Below are 14,618 nucleotides of genomic sequence, written 5' to 3' on the forward strand. Positions count from 1 at the left end.
TTCTGTACCGTCACAGACGTTAGGTGTTTGAGTCGTGACGAGGTTAGGAGAGTGCGCGTGACGGGTCAAGAGCAGTTCGATCGTTACGTCGACGCAGGGGTGTTCGTCGCTGTCGATCTCGTCGACCTGCGCCGTCAGGCAGAGGGCCCCGTCATTCCGGTCGTCGAACTCGCACGCATCCTCGCCGTGGATCCGGCGTCCGTGGAGCTGCTGGACAAGGCCGACGAGGCGGGTTTCACGGAGCTGGCCAACCAGCTCGGGGAGGTGTTCGCGGCGATCGATGGCGACCGACTCGACGAGGCAGCGGAACGACTCAACGTGCTCCTCGCCCTGTACCCCGCGCACCCGCATCTGGCCAAGGAGTTCGGGCGGTGGCGCCTTCACCACCATCCCCCGGACCTTCCGCTGGTTCCGATGTGGACCGCCATCTGCGCGGAGAACATCGCGCGCATCCTCGCTGCGGGCGAGGCGGCCCGGCTCGGCACGTGCGACGCACAGAACTGTAACCGGGTCTACCTCGACGAATCGAAGAACGCCAGCCGTCGCTACTGCTCCACCGCATGCAACAACCGGGCACGGTCGGCGGCCTACAGGCGCCGACGAGCGTCATGATGGACGGGCCAAGGTCCTTGCGGACCGGGGACCGACCGTCGACGCTGAAACAATGTCGGCGACGTCCCAGACCGTGACAGTAGACGGGCAGATCTTCCGCGTGAGCTGGCAACTCGGCACCCACAGCCGGTACGACTTCCGCTGGCTGACCGGCCCACACGACTATGGGTTCACCGCCTCCTACTCCAGCAGTGAGCCCATGACTCCGGCCGACGTCGAGGACGCGATCAGGGGCTTCCTGGCGCAGATCGATCCGGAGACCGGCTTCATCGACTGATGGCTTCCGGCGGCCGGGCTCGCCCGAACCCAACACTGCTCGGAGATCGGGGGAGCCGTGGTGGGGGTGCTCTCGTCACGGTGCCCGAACCGGCAACCGGGGGTGAACCCACGCCGCGAGGGATGACCTCAGCGGGCGGTAGGAGGGGACAGACGGTGAACGATCAAGAACGATGACCTCATGACCGACGAGTGGTTCGGGCCGGTGACCTACAGCGACGGCGAGGCCGAAGGATCGCCGTTCCTGGAAGCAGTGCGCAGGCTCGCGCCAAACAGACTCACCGGCTTGATCGAGCCCGACGCAACGGTCGTCAGCTCCTACCCTGTTGCGCCGTTCGTGCTGCTCTGCCTGGACGTCGCCCTCACCGAGGACCCGGGCGAGATCACACTCAAGGTTCTCTTCGATGGTCGTGGAGGCCTCTCAGGCACCTGGGGCGGCGATGACATCTGGGACGGCTTCGACCGGAAGCACCCCGACAACCTTCTCGTTCACGCTCGATCCTTCTCCGATGAGCGGCACGCAGTGATCGCGCTCGATTGGGTCGCCGCCCAACTCAACCGACCTCTTGTCGAGAAGCAATGGGTACGGCGGGGAAAGATTGTTGCGAGAGTCTGGGCTACAGGGGACACCGGGGACGTTCTCGAGGTGTCGGGTCGGCGGCGGTTCCGTGGTGAGGCGGACATCGTAAGAATCGTCCGGACAGGCATCTCTCGCTGAGCCGGGACCGCCCTCGGTGCGGCTGCCGACCGGACGAGCGCGCTGAATACGCGCCGAAGCTCGGCTGGCGAGACGCCGAGTGCGGGCATCCAAGCAGCTCAGAGGCCATGATCGGCGGGCAAAACGGCTCCCCCCAAATGAGGAGGGGCGTCTGACTCCAGAGGGGGATCGTCAGCGACCGCGAGCCTCGCCAGGACACGCCGACGCAGCAAGAGGTACTCGTCGACGCATCGACGGAGCTCGCTGGTTGGCGGTCGCTTGAGAGCCTCTCCGCCCACAACGACCTCATGGGCGGTGAACTGTTCGCGAGTCAGGTCGACGTCCACGAGGCCAAAGCGGTTCCACCAGTGGTAGTCGACGTGCGTGCCGTCTTTGTGTACTTCGCCGACGACCAGGTCTCCGCCGAGCAGATCGTTGACCACCAAGGCAGTGAGGTGTTCTCAGTAGCGGGTTGATCATGTCGTGCGGTCGTACTCGGTGTGGAGTAGTACGAGCGCAGCTGCGGTGATCGCGCCGGTGCGCCAGGGACATAGCGTGACTCGCCGCAACGCGGCGAAGGTGGTCTTGAGCAGGGCGTTTCCGCGTTCGGCCAGAGCACGAAGGGCTGAGTGCAGGGTGTTGACGGTGCGCTGGTTGACCGTCTGCCCGCGGCCGGGGACGGGTTTGATGGGCACGGTGAGCCGGTCGGCTTCGCCTTCGTAGCCGAGGTCGCCCAGCGCGGCGTGGGTGTCGTCGGTGAACGCGGCCAGGCCCTCGAGCAGCCCGGGGTGGGTACGGGCGCAGCGGGTGTCGTGCTCGCGGCCCGGCCGCACGTCGCTGGTCCATAGCGGCCATCCATCAGGTGCGGTGAGGACCTGGATGTTCCCGCCGTGGCGGCGGTGCTTGCCCGACCACCACAGGTCGACCCCGGGGGTGAGGCCGAGCGCGCGGCACCGGTCGGTGGCGATCAGGGTGCCGTCGAGATTCACGTGGGTGTGCCCGGCTGTGCGGGCGGCGAGCAGGGCTCCGTGCAGGCCGGGTGCGGCCGCGGCGAGGACGTCGATGCCTTCGTGCAGGTAACGGTAGGCCGTTGCAGTGCTGATCGCGTTGTCACCGGCCAAACATCGGACCCGGGTAGCATCACAGAACCAGCGGATCACCAGCACTGCCTGGGCGAACGGGGTCAACGCCCGCCGCCGGGTGCCACGTCGACGGCGTTGAAGGACCAGGAGCCGCGCCAGATAGGCCACGGTGCGCTCCCCGATCGGGAGGACAGCGGTGTAGGTGACAGGATCAGACATGCAGGACCTCGGTGACGGTGTCGATCTGTGCTGGACCGAACCGATCTACCGGGGTCCTGCCCCGTTCCCGCTCATCTCACCACCCTCGGCGTGTCGCCACGACCTGCCACCCCGCTACTGAGAACACCTCACTGACCGATGCGATCCGTGGTGGCGATGAGTCCGCGCTGCATCTCGGACACCAGCTCAGGCACGGTCGACTTCGAGAACTCGATGTGGGAATCGTCCGGTAGCGGGCCTCGATCATCGGTGTTCATGTCTTCGGTTGCCCACGCGAGGCAGATGTCGTCGCGCAGTGCGACAACGACTTCCGGGGCGTGTCCCATCACCACGGGCCGGCCATGGAGGAGGAGGTCGGTCCAGTCGGCCCAGTCACGGACGTGTGTGCAGCATCCTGGAGCGATGACAGTGCCGGTCGTGTCATCGGTGAGTCGTACGCCTCCCTGGCTCGTCAGATGGCGGGCATCGAGAATGCGGTCCAGGACCGCGCTGGGCTCTGCGAGCTGTGCCACCGTCGGCGGGTGTCGGCGAAGGAGCCTCTGGGCGATCGCCAGTTTGGGAGGCGTGGCCAGCCACGCGATGTTGGCGACGAGAAGCGCGATCTGCTCGTCGGGCTGATTCCCGTCCAAGACGATGTCGGGATAGCTGTCGGTCACCGGCCAAGCCTGGAATCCGTCCGGAACCCCGGCGTAGGCGACGACTTCGGCGCGAACCACGAACGTCCTCCTACGGGCGCGCGACCGGACTCCCGGATGTTGCGGCCTCCGCCGCGTTGCGCGGTGGTCCGCGGAACCGCCAGTTCACCACATACGTGCTGAGTACGCGTCGATGTTTCACCTGCGAGGGATCTACCTCCACGTCGTTCGAGGACAGAGGTGACGTTCAAAGGCGACCACGGTTCCCGTTGGCAGACTCCAGCGTCGGTCCGAGTCCGACTGAGGGCGCACTGCTCCCAGCGACGACGCTCGTCTCGGGCACCAGCGCCGTCGTCGAGCACTCCGGCAGCGAAGGGCCGGTCGTGAGGGGCATGTTCTCCTGCCGTCCGGCAGGCTGGCGCCGTGATCGACCTCAGCCCGTGGCCCGGTCTCAGCGTGACTGCACCACTCGGTGGTGGCCATCGGAACGATGTCTACGAGGTGCGCGGTCGGGACCGCCTGGTCGCGCGGCGCACCAGGCGAACAGCGCCGGCCCTGGATTGGGAACTCGATCTACTGGAGTTCCTGGAACACCACGGGTTCGTCGTGCCGCACACCGTCCCCACAGCGGACGGCCGACGCTCGGCGGGCGGCGTGGTAGTGCAAACCTGGCTGCACGGGCGGGAGCCCCTGGCCAGTGACTGGGCCCTTGTCGCTTCCGAGCTGGAGCGGCTGCACCGACTGACTGCGGGGTGGGCGAACCAGCGCCCCGGCTTCCGGTCGACCCGGGAGCTCCAGCGGGAGTCACGCGGAGGAGACATCGATCTCGAGGCCATGCCCGATCATGTCGCCCACCTTTGCAGGCGGGCCTGGGCCGCCCTCTCGGCCGGCCCGGACTGCGTCGTCCACGGCGACCCCGGCCCGGGCAACGTCCGGGTGAGTGGCGGCTGTGTCGGCTTCCTCGACTGGGACGAATCGCGAGTCGATCACGCCGACCTCGACCTGGCCGAGATCCCCGGAGGGCCACTGCGAGGTCACCGTGCCGCCGTCGCGAGCAACGCGATCGACGCGTGGGAAGCTGCCTGCGGATGGGCCAGTGAACCCGCCTACGCCCGCCGACGCTTCGATCGACTTCGTCAGAAGCTCAGCTAGACCTCCTGGCTCCGTCGCGATCCGACGAATCCGGGACAGAAGCGACGCGACGAGGGCCGGAATCGATCGTCAGCGACCCCGATCCGCTGACGGACATTCCCAGCCCGAACCGGGCTCGACGTTCCGTTGCCATCACCTCGCTGCGATCCGCGGGTTTGGCGGGGGTTGCCAGCTTCTCGAGGCTGGACGGCGACCACTACCGCGAAGCCTGCCGCGCCGCCGACTCGATCCGGCTGACGTACTGCTCCCACCACACACGGTCCCCGGGAGGCAGCGACGACGAACCTTCCTGATGCCCGGTCGCGCCGTCGAAGCCCTCACGGATGACGTCCGCCTGGCCCGCATGGCGGTTGGTCTCTGCGATCATCCGGATGAGGATGTGGTGGAGCGTCACGGTTGCCCGGTCCTCGGGCCAGTGAGGGACACGCCCCGTGTCGTCCAGCGACAGCTCGGTGACGACGTCGTTCGAGTGCGCACAGACGCGGCGGTAGCGCTCGACCACGTCTGCCCGGTTCTCGTCCGCCCGGGCCCACATGTCCTCGTTCTCCCACGGGTCGAACGCGTCGAGGTAGGCGAGATCCCTGGTCGGGCGGTCGAAGGTCTGGGCGAAGTAGGTCAGCTCGCAGCTAGTCAGGTGCTTGACCAGACCGAGGAGATTGGTGCCGGTGTCGGTCGCAGGCCGGCGAGCGGTGTACTCGTCGAGCCCGTCGACCTTCCACACGACGGCATTGCGCGCCTCGTCGAGGTAGCGGACCAGATCGTCCTTCGGGCTGCTCATGCTCGGGATGCTGACAGGGGCCACCGACAGCTTGGCCCGCTGTGCCTCGACCCGGCCAGTTCCGGCCACAGGGTCTCTACCCTCGGACCGTGACCGACGGATTCCGCATCATCTGCGAGATCGAGCCGCCGACCAGGCCCGACCTGACGCACGCCCGCCACCAGATCGGCGTCCTGACTCCGGTGTCGGATGCGTTCCTGATCCCCGACAACCACATCGGTCGGGCCACGGTGTCCAGCATCGCGGTGGCCAACGAGGTCCGGGCGATGGGCGGGGCCGGCATCGCCTGCGTGAACTCCCGTGACCGCAACCTGTTGGGCTTCCGCCGGGATCTCCTGACCGCCGCCGCCTACGGCGTGGACCAGTTCCTGTTCGTCCAGGGGGACAAGCCGTCGGTCGGAGATCGCACCGGCGAGCTGACCGTGCGGACCATGATCGAGGAAGCGCGTGCGGCGACCGGTCAGGATGCGTTCGCGGGGGTCGCGCCCTTCCGGCTCGGTGTGACGGCCGGCCACCGTCGTCGGATGGCGGCCTGGAAGCAGGCGGCCGACTTCGTGTTCGTGCAGGTCGGCTACTCGGCCGAGGCGTTCCTGCAGTGGCGCGAGGCCAACCCGATGGACCTGCCCGTCTATGCCGGTGTGATGGTCCTCGCGAGCGCCGGCATGGCGACCAGGCTGCGGGCGTCGATCCCGGACATCGACATTCCCGACGAGCTCGTCCACCGGGTCTCGGACGACCCGGCCGCGGGGGTCGACGCGGCGTGCGAGCAGATCCGCGCCCTGCGCGACACGGGAGCCTTCGCCGGGGTGCATCTCGTCCCGGTCAGCCGGTTCCGTGAGGTGGCCGCCCGCCTGGAGCGCGAGCGACGGTGACCGGCCGAGCGTGACGATTGCCCCGTCCCGTTCGAGTTCGACGTGCCCGCCGCCCCGTCGTCGCAGCGCGGGCGATGAGTTCCGCCGCCCCCGCCGGTCGACCATCTGAGCCACGTCCACCGAGGAGCCCCCATGTCCCGCACCCGGGTGCACAACCTGTTCGTCTCCCTCGACGGCTACGCCGCCGGCGACCACGTGAGCCTCGACGCCCCGATCGGCGACGCCGGGGCGCTCTTCGCCGGCTTCGACGGGCGGTTCATCCACGGGATCGGCGGTGTGGACGCCCCCGTCACCCCGGACCGCGCCCTGACCAGCACGTGGGCCCAGGGGATCGGCGCCGAGATCATGGGGCGGCGCAAGTTCGGCCCGCAGACCGGCCCCTGGACCGACGACGGCTGGCAGGGCTGGTGGGACGACGAGCCCCCGTTCCGCACCCCGGTGTTCGTCATGACCCACCATCCGCGGCCACCGATCGAGTTCGCGAACGGGACGAGCTTCCACTTCGTCGACGGGTCGGCGCAGGAGGTGCTGACGGTCGCGCGTGCGGCCGCGGGCGAGCTGGACGTCCGGCTCGGCGGGGGACCCTCGACGATCCGCCAGTTCCTCGACGCCGACCTGGTCGACGTCATGCACGTGGTGATCCTGCCGATCGTCCTCGGCCGTGGGGTGTCCCCGTGGGAGGGGCTGACCGGCGTCGAGGACCGGTTCACCGTCGAGTCGGTCGCCTCGCCGAGCGGGCGCATCCACCAGTTCTGGAACCGGAAGGGCTGACACCCATGGGCCTGGTCACCTACGCCATGAGCATGTCCCTCGACGGCTTCGTCGAGGACCCCACGGGCAGCATCGCCTTCGGCGACCCCGACGAGGAGGTGCACCGCCTGTCCAACGACCAGACCCGCGCGACGTCGGTGTTCCTGTTCGGCCGTGGCCTCTACGAGATCATGGAGGACTTCTGGACCGCCCCCGAGCGGGCCGACGGGCATCCGGTGGAGGCGGAGTTCGCCCAGCTCTACACCGCCGTCCCGCGGGTCGTGTTCTCCGACTCGCTGACCTCGGTCGCGCCCGGGTGCCGCCTCGTCCGTCGAGTCGGCGCACTGGACGAGGTGTCCCGGCTGAAGGCGGAGAACGACGGCGAGCTGGCCGTCGGCGGGCCGGGGCTGGCGGCGTCGTTGCTGGAGCTGATCGACGAGTTCCGCCCGCGGGTGGTGCCGGTCGTCCTCGGCGGCGGGAAGCCGTTCCTCCCGCCCGGTGCGGACCTGCGGCTGCGGCTGATCGAGCAGCGTGTGTTCGACGGCGGGACCGTGCACCTGCGCTATGAGCGTGTCCGCTGACCCCGGACCCATCGGTCGCGCAACGCGTCGTCCAGCGCGGTCGTCAGCGCGGCGAACCGGGTCACGACCCGCAGGTCGGCCATGGTGAGGGCGACGTCCCCCGGTCCGATCCGTGCCACCCCGGCACCTTCCCGCAGCGGGCGCGTCTGCGCCAGGACTGCCCTGCGCACCCGGCGGCGGACCGTCGCCGGCGCGTGACCGTTCAGACCGGCCGGTACCGGTAACGCCCCAGGTACACGCAGTACCCGACGATCCCGACGACCAGCAGGACGAGCACCACCCAGACCGGCCCGACCGGCAGCCGCGGCGGGTCGCTGCGGGTGGCGTACACCGCCGTCACCGGGACGACGGTGAGCAGCAGCAGCGTCCCGCCGAAGGTCCGTCCCATGTCCTCGGCGAGCATGTGGCGCAGCCTTCCGACCCGCTGCGGCGCCGTCCAGTAGTCGCGGTGCGGCACCGACACCCGCGCCAGCGACCCGGTCGTGACCAGGCGGTAGAGCCCCGCCCCGATCCCGGCGACGAGCAGCCCGAACAGCGTGCCGAGCGCCAGGAACCCGGCGCGGGTGCCGAACGCGGTCGGCACGCCCGCGGGGTCGAAGTGCAGCGGCACCCCGTCCTCCGGCAGCTCCCCGGCCGCCCACACCAGGGCGAACGCGTAGAACACCGAGCCGGCGAGGAGCGGGAACCAGGGGCGCACCGCTCGGATCATTCCGGGTCGCCGGCCGGTGCGCGCGCCGTGGCGGGGGCCAGCCGGTCGAGCATCGCGGTCAGGGTGCGCCGGGCGCGGTCGACGGGAGCGCCGTGCAGCGCGACCTCCGTGCTGAGCCCCGAGGTCAGGGCGAGCAGCGCGTGCGCGTCGGTGTCCGGATCGGGCGATCCGGCGTCGGCGACGACCCGGACGGCGAGGGCATGGATCTCGTCGTCGCCGTCGGTGAGGATCGCCCGCGCCCGCTCGTCGACCTCGCGGGTGGCGAAGGCGGCGTGGATGCGCAGCGCGTCGCGGGTCCGCGGGTGCTCGCCGAGCAGCTCGTCGAGGATCGTCGCGAGGACGGTCCGATCCCCGCCGCCCACGGCCCGGGCCCTGGCCTCGATCCGTTCCTCCATCTGCCGGTGCGACCGGTCCAGGGCGTGCAACAGCAGCGCGTCCTTGCTGGCGAAGTAGTGCTGCACGCGGCCCATCGAGATCCCGGCCTCGGCCGCGACCGAGCGCAGCGAGACCGCCTCGGTGCCCGACCGCGCGACGAGCGCGAGCACGGCGTCGGCGATCTCGGAGCGTCGGGCGTCGTGGTCGACGGAACGGGGCACCACGCCACTGTAGCAATGCGGTCGCATTGACAAGGCCCGATGGAGCTGTTGCAATGCGACTGCATTGCTACAGGGGGGCATGTGAGGACAGCACAGAACATCGCCGGGATCCTCGGGGTGCTCCTCGGAGCGATCCCGTTGCTGCAGTACCTGATCACCGGCGGGATCGGCCTGTGGACGGTCCCGCTCGGCGACGCACCGGCGCTGCCGTGGGCCTACCCGACGGTCGTGCTCGTGTTCACCGGGGCCGCGGTCGTCGTGCTGGACCGGCGGGAGAAAGCGGGCTGAGCGGATCAGTCCTGCAGCGGCGAGCCGTAGCGCAGCAGGTTGTTGTCCGGGTCGTGGTGCGCGCCCTCGCGCAGCCCGTAGGGGGTGTCGACCGGCGCCACCTCGCGGCCGCCGGCCACGGCCGACCAGCGGGCGTGCAGTGCGTCGGCGTCGTCGACGTGCAGGTAGGCGCAGCCCGCGGTGCGGGCCGGGTCGTGGTCGGGCAGCACCGAGACGTGCAGCTCCACGCCGCCGAGGGCGGCGAAGCCGTAGCCGTCGTCGTAGCGCTCGACGGTGAACCCGAGCGCCCGGTAGTGGTCCAGCCACCGGTCGAGATCGGTGGTGGCGAAGACCGGGGCGACCGAGCGCAGCGTGGACACCGAGGCAGTCTGCCCGCATGCTCGGCATCGTGACCAGTCGCCACGACGAGCTGAACCGGGCACTCGTGCACGGGATGCGTCCGGTCGTCGTCGAGCTCGCCGAGCCCGACCCGGCCTGGCCCGCGGCCTTCGACGCGGCGGCGGCCCGCCTGCGCGCGACGCTGGGGGAGCGTGCGCACCGCATCGAGCACATCGGCTCCACCTCGGTGCCGGGGCTCGCGGCGAAGCCGGTGATCGACGTCGTCGTGGCGCTCGACGACCCCGACGACGAGCCGGCCTACCTGCCCGACCTGCTCGCCGACGGCTACGACCTGCGGGTGCGCGAGCCCGGGCACCGCTGCCTGCGCGGCGCCGTCGGGGACCTGCCCGTGAACCTGCACTGCTACCCGCGGGGCAGCCCGGAGATCACCCGCTACCTGGTGTTCCGCGACCGGCTGCGCACCCACGACGACGAGCGGGCGCGCTACGAGGCGCACAAGCGTGGGCTCGCCGGTCGGGAGTGGGCCGACATGAACCTCTACGCCGACGCCAAGGGCCCGGTCGTCGAGGAGATCATCGGCCGGGCCGGTGGCCCGCCCCGGCCCTGACCCGGTCGGCTCAGCCGCCGGGGCGCTCCGCCCGCTCGGCGAGCATCCGCTCGGTCGCGGCCCGGACCTCGTCGACGCCGATCTCCTCGACGCCGTCGGCGGTCACCGTGATCAGGTTCGGGAAGATCGCGCGGGTGAGGTCGGGACCCGCGGTGGCGGTGTCGTCGTCGGCGGCGTCCCACAGCGCGTTGACCGCGAGCGCGATCGCGCCGGCCCGGTCGACGCCCGGGTCGTGCCGCTTCTTCAGCGACGCCTCGGCGAACTGCGAGCCGGACCCGATGCCGACGTAGCCGGACCGGGCGCGCTTGACGCTGCCGGTCGGGTCGTAGGTGACGATGCGGACCGGGTCGGGGTCGGTCGGGTCGTAGCCGACGAACAGCGGCAGCGCGACGAAGCCCTGCATCGCCGCGCCCAGGTTCTCCCGCACGATGCTCGACAGCCTGCGGATCTTGCCGTCCTGGCTGATCGGGGCGCCCTCGACCTTCTCGTACTGCTCCACCTCGGCCGCGAACATCGTCAGCATCTGCAACGCGTGACCGACCGACCCGGCGAACCCGGCGGCGGAGGTGTCGTCGATGCCGACGACCTTCACCAGGTCCTTCTGCGCGATCAGGTTGCCGGAGGTGGCGCGCCGGTCGCCGGCCAGCAGCACCCCGTCGGCCCAGGTCAGCGCGATGATCGTGGTGCCGTGCGGGACGTCCATGTCGGCGGGGACCCGCTGGGCGGGGTCACGCGGGAGACGCGAGGGCAGCAGCTCGGGGGCGTGCGCACGCAGCTGCTCGAGGAACGAGGGTCCGGTCATGAGGGGGAGCGGGCTCCTTCGCACTGCGGGTCGGGGTCGGGGTCGATCCTTCCTGTCCGCGCCGCCCCGGTCCACCCGCGGTGCAGTGGCACACTCGCGACGGTGAGCGCACGGAGCCGGGCCGAGTCCTTCTGCACACGCCACGGGCTGCGGGTCCCGGTCCTGGAGGCCCCGATGGCCGGGGCCTGCCCGCCGGAGCTGGCGGCCGCGGTGGCCGCGGCGGGCGGTATGGGTGCGGCGGGCGTCGTCAACGACACCCCGGAGGCGATCGCCGACTGGGCTGCCCGCTTCCGCGTCCTCGCCGGGACCGCTCCGTTCCAGCTCAACCTGTGGATCCCCGACTCGCCCACCGACGACGACGTGGGCCTCCAGACCGCCTATCTCGACTCCCTGGGCGGTGCGCCGGCTCCGCCCGGCGGCCCCGGACCGGCGTTCCCCGACCAGCTCGCCGCGGTCCTGGCGGCCCGGCCGGCCGTCGTCTCGACGATCATGGGGCTGTTCACGGCCGAGCAGGTCGCCGCGGTGCACGGTGCGGGCTGCGCCTGGTTCGCGACGGTCACGACCCGCGCCGAGGCCCTCGCTGCGGAGCGGGCGGGGGCCGACGCCGTCGTCGTGCAGGGGATGGAGGCGGGCGGGCACCGTGGCACCACCGACCCCGCCGACGCCGAGACCGTCTCGGTCGGGCTGCTCGCGCTCGTCCTGTGGGTGGCCGACGCCGTCGATGTCCCGGTGGTCGCCGCCGGGGCGATCGGCGACGGCCGGGCCCTGGCCGCCGCGCTCACCCTCGGCGCGAGCGCGGTGCAGGTGGGGACGGCACTGCTGCGCAGTCCCGAGGCCGGGATCGACGACGGCTGGTCCGCCCGGCTCGACGGCCTGGACCCCACCGGTACGACGACCACCCGCGCCTACACCGGCCGGCTGGCCCGCGGCATCGCCACCGACTTCGTCCGGGCCTGGACCGTGCCGGGCGCCCCGGCGCCGGCGCCCTACCCCCACCAGCGACGCCTGGTGGCCCGCTACCGCGCGGGTGAGCCCGGCGTGGTCGACCGGGTGAACCACTGGGCGGGCCAGGCCGCCGGACGCGCGACGACCGACCCCGCGTCCGAGGTGGTCGCCCGGCTGTGGCGCGAGGCGGACCCGCTGCTGCCGTGAGCCCGGCTCAGTCGCGGAAGGGGTCGACCATGTCGTCGAACTCGCCCTTCTTGGCGCCGTCGACGAACGCGGAGATCTCGGCCGGGGTGTAGACGAGGACCGGGCCCTCGGGGTCGCGGGCGTTGCGGACGGCGACCTGGCCGTCGTCGAGGACGGCGAACTCCACGTTCTGCCCCTCGGCGGCCCCGCCGGCCGGGCGACGCCACGTCACCGGGCCGAGATCTGCTGCGCGCGTGCCGTTCGAGTGGGACATGGGGGACCTCCGGATGTGTCCGCGGCGTCCGTTTGACTGCGGAGAGTGTCGAAAGACTGTGGAAGGGATCTTGCATCCGCAAGTGTGATCCGTGACGATGGAACGACTGACACGCTGAGGGGGCCAGAGAAATGCGCCGGTCGACGCACGGATCTGCCGTCGTGTGGGCGTCGTCGTGACCGCCGGACGGACGAACGACGCCGGCTGCCCCGATGTCCTGACGCTGACGTCGGTTCTCGACGGTCGTGCACACAAGGTGACCGACGCGGAACTCTGTGCGCCGCACTCGGTGCGGACCGGCCGCTATGCGGCGCTGTGCGGCCACCTGGTGTCCCCGGCCCCGCTGATCGACGTCGCCGGGGTGCCGTGCGGCCGCTGCGGACAGCTCGACCCGACGCCCCCGGCGGACGAGGCACCGCGGCGGCGCCCCGCCCGCCGGCGCGGCTGGGGTCTGCGCCGGATGCTGCCGGCCTGAGCGTGCGGCGCCGGCGCGGGAGTCGTCAGCGGGCGAGCCGCTCGGGGTCGGTCTGCTCGTGGCGGCGCAGCGGTCCCCGGCTGCGCCGCTCCAGGTAGCGGCGGCCCGAACGGATCAGCTTGGTCAGGGTGTTGGGGCCGCGGCGGCGCTCGACGGCGTCGCCGATCTTGCCCAGGAGCCAGGCCAGCAGCGGTGCACCGACCGCCAGCAGCAGCCACACGCGCAGGTGCCGGGAGAGCAGGGCCCACATATCCGGACCGTCCTTTCACTGGAGGGGCGACGGAGGCGCCGTCGCGAACGCGCCGAGAGTAGTGCGGCCCGCGCGGGTCCGCCCGCTGCGCGGTGACGGCCCGTGACCGACCCGCCACAGGATCGTTGTACGGCGCGAGGGTGGGTCCGGCTGCCCCCGGCCGGGCGCCCGCTTCTGCGAGGAGGTACGCCCGTGCTCGCTCCGGGTTCCAGCGGCGTGGTCGTCGCCGTCGCGTTGGTCGTCGTGGTCGCCGTGCTGGTCAGCCCGGCGGGACGCCGCGCCGCGGTGGCCGCGCTCGGTTCGGTCGGGCGCTGGCCGGCGTTGATCCGCGCCGAGATGCGCGGTGACGCGCCGCTGGTCGACGGGCGTGCCGACTCCGTCGACACCCTCGACTCCCTCGACACCGTGGACGACCGGCACGACGACACCACGCCCGAGATGCCGGCGGTGCGTGCCGAACCGCTGCCGACGACGTCGACGTTCCCGCAGGTGAGACTCCCGGGACGGTGATCACCGCCCGTTGTGGGGGACAGGACTGACGCCGGACCCCCGGACGCGGTAAATTTTCTTTTACCAGCGGGAACCCCCGGCTCTCCCTCGGCGTTGCACACGTGTGAGGGCCTGCCAGAGGTGGGCCCCGCACACGTCCGTCGAGGAGGATCCAGGTGCGCTCCACGAGCAACCCGGCGTTCCGCAACCTGCCTACACAGCAGCAGGGCGGCTACGCCACGTTCGACCGCTCGGGTGGCGGCATGATGGGCGGGGGCGCCGCCATGGCCGGCTCCCAGCCGTCCTACGTCGACCCGACCCAGGCCACGCAGGAGACGGGTCGCCCGATCACGGTCGACGACGTCGTCCAGAAGACCGCGATCAGCGCGGGTCTCGCGCTGGTCGCCGGCATCCTGACCGTGATGTCGGGGCTCTACATCCTGGCCCTGCCGGCGTTCCTCGTCGGCCTGGTCGTCTCGCTGATCGTCATCTTCAAGCAGAAGCCCAGCGCTCCGCTGACGCTGATCTACTCCGGCGCGATGGGTGTCGCCCTCGGCGGCATCACCGGGATGATGCAGCAGAGCCCGGCCCTGCAGGGGATCGGGATCCAGGCCGTCATCGGCACCGCCGGTGTCTTCTTCGGCATGCTGGTCGTCTACAAGACCGGTGCCGTCCGGGTCACGCCGCGCTTCACCAAGTGGATGATGGGCGCCCTGATCGGCGTCGTCGTCCTCATGCTGGCCAACCTGGTCGCGAGCTTCTTCACCGACGGTGGCTTCGGCCTCCGTGACGGCGGCCCGCTGGCCATCCTGTTCAGCATCGTCGTGATCGGTGTGGCGGCGTTCAGCCTGCTGATGGACTTCGACGCCGCGGACAACGCGGTCAAGGCCGGTGTCCCGGCGAAGTACTCCTGGTACCTCGCCTTCGGCCTCATGACCACGATCGTCTGGCTCTACATCGAGATCCTGCGCCTGCTGAGCTACCTGCGCCAGGACTGACCGGTC

At 71.0% G+C, this 14,618-nt stretch carries 24 protein-coding genes; 14 read left to right on the forward strand and 10 right to left on the reverse strand.

The features are described 5' to 3' along the window. The first annotated feature begins 51 nt into the window (after positions 1 to 51). The 4 genes from Ae331Ps2_RS14465 to Ae331Ps2_RS32045 all read left to right on the forward strand — a co-directional run bounded on the left by Ae331Ps2_RS14465 (position 52) and on the right by Ae331Ps2_RS32045 (position 2,061). Positions 52 to 612 carry a CGNR zinc finger domain-containing protein gene (locus tag Ae331Ps2_RS14465; RefSeq protein WP_139318818.1) on the forward strand — a complete coding sequence of 187 codons (561 nt, stop codon included), beginning with the start codon at positions 52 to 54 and terminating at the stop codon, positions 610 to 612. Between the two features lie 52 nt (positions 613 to 664). Then, on the forward strand, positions 665 to 889 hold the full coding sequence (locus Ae331Ps2_RS14470; RefSeq protein ID WP_075308298.1) for a hypothetical protein: 225 nt from the start codon (positions 665 to 667) through the stop codon (positions 887 to 889). Between the two features lie 180 nt (positions 890 to 1,069). Continuing rightward, complete coding sequence (locus Ae331Ps2_RS14475; RefSeq protein WP_020626462.1) at positions 1,070 to 1,606, forward strand: hypothetical protein; 537 nt, start codon at positions 1,070 to 1,072, stop codon at positions 1,604 to 1,606. 287 nt (positions 1,607 to 1,893) lie between these two features. Continuing rightward, positions 1,894 to 2,061, forward strand: a complete 168-nt coding sequence (locus tag Ae331Ps2_RS32045) for a hypothetical protein (RefSeq protein WP_170918294.1) — start codon at positions 1,894 to 1,896, stop codon at positions 2,059 to 2,061. Here the strand turns inward: Ae331Ps2_RS32045 and Ae331Ps2_RS14480 are convergent, their stop codons facing one another. Both Ae331Ps2_RS14480 and Ae331Ps2_RS14485 read right to left on the reverse strand, forming a co-directional pair. Next, complete coding sequence (locus tag Ae331Ps2_RS14480) at positions 2,062 to 2,886, reverse strand: transposase family protein (protein WP_075329683.1); 825 nt, start codon at positions 2,884 to 2,886, stop codon at positions 2,062 to 2,064. It lies immediately after the preceding gene. Between the two features lie 128 nt (positions 2,887 to 3,014). Further along, on the reverse strand, positions 3,015 to 3,602 hold the full coding sequence (locus Ae331Ps2_RS14485) for a hypothetical protein (protein WP_075308297.1): 588 nt from the start codon (positions 3,600 to 3,602) through the stop codon (positions 3,015 to 3,017). A gap of 342 nt (positions 3,603 to 3,944) precedes the next feature. On the opposite strand from Ae331Ps2_RS14485, the gene Ae331Ps2_RS14490 reads away from it, so the two are divergent. Further along, positions 3,945 to 4,673, forward strand: coding sequence for a phosphotransferase enzyme family protein (locus Ae331Ps2_RS14490; protein WP_075308296.1), 729 nt, complete (start codon positions 3,945 to 3,947; stop codon positions 4,671 to 4,673). Positions 4,674 to 4,869: 196 nt separating this feature from the next. Here Ae331Ps2_RS14490 and Ae331Ps2_RS14495 read toward each other — a convergent pair whose 3' ends face one another. Continuing rightward, entirely contained in the window at positions 4,870 to 5,451 is a 582-nt protein-coding gene (locus tag Ae331Ps2_RS14495) for a DinB family protein (protein WP_075312376.1), read from the reverse strand. A gap of 89 nt (positions 5,452 to 5,540) precedes the next feature. Here Ae331Ps2_RS14495 and Ae331Ps2_RS14500 point away from each other — a divergent pair, with 89 nt between their 5' ends. The 3 genes from Ae331Ps2_RS14500 (at position 5,541) to Ae331Ps2_RS14510 (ending at position 7,654) form a co-directional block, all read left to right on the forward strand. Continuing rightward, complete coding sequence (locus tag Ae331Ps2_RS14500) at positions 5,541 to 6,323, forward strand: methylenetetrahydrofolate reductase (RefSeq protein ID WP_075308295.1); 783 nt, start codon at positions 5,541 to 5,543, stop codon at positions 6,321 to 6,323. A gap of 132 nt (positions 6,324 to 6,455) precedes the next feature. Continuing rightward, positions 6,456 to 7,094, forward strand: a complete 639-nt coding sequence (locus tag Ae331Ps2_RS14505) for a dihydrofolate reductase family protein (protein WP_075308294.1) — start codon at positions 6,456 to 6,458, stop codon at positions 7,092 to 7,094. A gap of 5 nt (positions 7,095 to 7,099) precedes the next feature. After that, positions 7,100 to 7,654 carry a dihydrofolate reductase family protein gene (locus tag Ae331Ps2_RS14510; RefSeq protein WP_075308292.1) on the forward strand — a complete coding sequence of 185 codons (555 nt, stop codon included), beginning with the start codon at positions 7,100 to 7,102 and terminating at the stop codon, positions 7,652 to 7,654. Here Ae331Ps2_RS14510 and Ae331Ps2_RS32050 read toward each other — a convergent pair. From Ae331Ps2_RS32050 to Ae331Ps2_RS14520, 3 genes are all read right to left on the reverse strand, one after another. Then, positions 7,636 to 7,773 (reverse strand): hypothetical protein, encoded by a 138-nt coding sequence (locus Ae331Ps2_RS32050; protein ID WP_158071448.1) that lies wholly within the window; start codon positions 7,771 to 7,773, stop codon positions 7,636 to 7,638. The two genes, Ae331Ps2_RS14510 and Ae331Ps2_RS32050, sit on opposite strands and share 19 nt — an antisense overlap. A gap of 83 nt (positions 7,774 to 7,856) precedes the next feature. Further along, positions 7,857 to 8,351 (reverse strand): hypothetical protein, encoded by a 495-nt coding sequence (locus tag Ae331Ps2_RS14515; RefSeq protein ID WP_075308290.1) that lies wholly within the window; start codon positions 8,349 to 8,351, stop codon positions 7,857 to 7,859. An 8-nt stretch (positions 8,352 to 8,359) separates the two neighbouring features. Next, the gene (locus Ae331Ps2_RS14520) at positions 8,360 to 8,959 is read right to left on the reverse strand and encodes a TetR/AcrR family transcriptional regulator (RefSeq protein ID WP_233147420.1); all 600 of its coding nucleotides are present in this window, start codon (positions 8,957 to 8,959) and stop codon (positions 8,360 to 8,362) included. Positions 8,960 to 9,040: 81 nt separating this feature from the next. Here Ae331Ps2_RS14520 and Ae331Ps2_RS31260 point away from each other — a divergent pair, with 81 nt between their 5' ends. After that, positions 9,041 to 9,247: a hypothetical protein gene (locus Ae331Ps2_RS31260; RefSeq protein ID WP_139318816.1), complete on the forward strand. Its 207-nt coding sequence runs from the start codon at positions 9,041 to 9,043 to the stop codon at positions 9,245 to 9,247. Between the two features lie 5 nt (positions 9,248 to 9,252). Here Ae331Ps2_RS31260 and Ae331Ps2_RS14525 read toward each other — a convergent pair whose 3' ends face one another. Next, a complete protein-coding gene (locus Ae331Ps2_RS14525) occupies positions 9,253 to 9,606 on the reverse strand; it encodes a VOC family protein (RefSeq protein WP_075308286.1) in 354 nt (117 codons plus the stop codon). Between the two features lie 29 nt (positions 9,607 to 9,635). On the opposite strand from Ae331Ps2_RS14525, the gene Ae331Ps2_RS14530 reads away from it, so the two are divergent. Beyond that, the gene (locus Ae331Ps2_RS14530) at positions 9,636 to 10,193 is read left to right on the forward strand and encodes a GrpB family protein (protein ID WP_233147421.1); all 558 of its coding nucleotides are present in this window, start codon (positions 9,636 to 9,638) and stop codon (positions 10,191 to 10,193) included. A 10-nt stretch (positions 10,194 to 10,203) separates the two neighbouring features. Here the strand turns inward: Ae331Ps2_RS14530 and prcB are convergent, their stop codons facing one another. Then, entirely contained in the window at positions 10,204 to 10,995 is a 792-nt protein-coding gene (gene prcB / locus Ae331Ps2_RS14535; protein WP_020621946.1) for a proteasome subunit beta, read from the reverse strand. A gap of 102 nt (positions 10,996 to 11,097) precedes the next feature. Between prcB and Ae331Ps2_RS14540 the strand changes: the two genes are divergently transcribed. Further along, positions 11,098 to 12,147, forward strand: a complete 1,050-nt coding sequence (locus Ae331Ps2_RS14540) for a nitronate monooxygenase family protein (RefSeq protein ID WP_075308283.1) — start codon at positions 11,098 to 11,100, stop codon at positions 12,145 to 12,147. A gap of 7 nt (positions 12,148 to 12,154) precedes the next feature. Here the strand turns inward: Ae331Ps2_RS14540 and Ae331Ps2_RS14545 are convergent, their stop codons facing one another. Further along, the gene (locus Ae331Ps2_RS14545) at positions 12,155 to 12,400 is read right to left on the reverse strand and encodes a DUF397 domain-containing protein (protein ID WP_060713255.1); all 246 of its coding nucleotides are present in this window, start codon (positions 12,398 to 12,400) and stop codon (positions 12,155 to 12,157) included. A gap of 256 nt (positions 12,401 to 12,656) precedes the next feature. Here Ae331Ps2_RS14545 and Ae331Ps2_RS14550 point away from each other — a divergent pair, with 256 nt between their 5' ends. Next, positions 12,657 to 12,875: a hypothetical protein gene (locus Ae331Ps2_RS14550; RefSeq protein ID WP_139318815.1), complete on the forward strand. Its 219-nt coding sequence runs from the start codon at positions 12,657 to 12,659 to the stop codon at positions 12,873 to 12,875. A 25-nt stretch (positions 12,876 to 12,900) separates the two neighbouring features. On the opposite strand, the gene Ae331Ps2_RS14555 is transcribed toward Ae331Ps2_RS14550, so the two are convergent. Then, entirely contained in the window at positions 12,901 to 13,125 is a 225-nt protein-coding gene (locus tag Ae331Ps2_RS14555; RefSeq protein ID WP_020621950.1) for a hypothetical protein, read from the reverse strand. A gap of 192 nt (positions 13,126 to 13,317) precedes the next feature. Between Ae331Ps2_RS14555 and Ae331Ps2_RS14560 the strand changes: the two genes are divergently transcribed. Both Ae331Ps2_RS14560 and Ae331Ps2_RS14565 read left to right on the forward strand, forming a co-directional pair. After that, positions 13,318 to 13,635 carry a hypothetical protein gene (locus Ae331Ps2_RS14560; protein ID WP_139318814.1) on the forward strand — a complete coding sequence of 106 codons (318 nt, stop codon included), beginning with the start codon at positions 13,318 to 13,320 and terminating at the stop codon, positions 13,633 to 13,635. A 155-nt stretch (positions 13,636 to 13,790) separates the two neighbouring features. Continuing rightward, positions 13,791 to 14,612, forward strand: coding sequence for a Bax inhibitor-1/YccA family protein (locus tag Ae331Ps2_RS14565; protein ID WP_075308279.1), 822 nt, complete (start codon positions 13,791 to 13,793; stop codon positions 14,610 to 14,612). The last annotated feature ends 6 nt before the right edge of the window (positions 14,613 to 14,618 follow it).

The organism is Pseudonocardia sp. Ae331_Ps2, assembly GCF_001932405.1.
Classification (GTDB): domain Bacteria; phylum Actinomycetota; class Actinomycetes; order Mycobacteriales; family Pseudonocardiaceae; genus Pseudonocardia.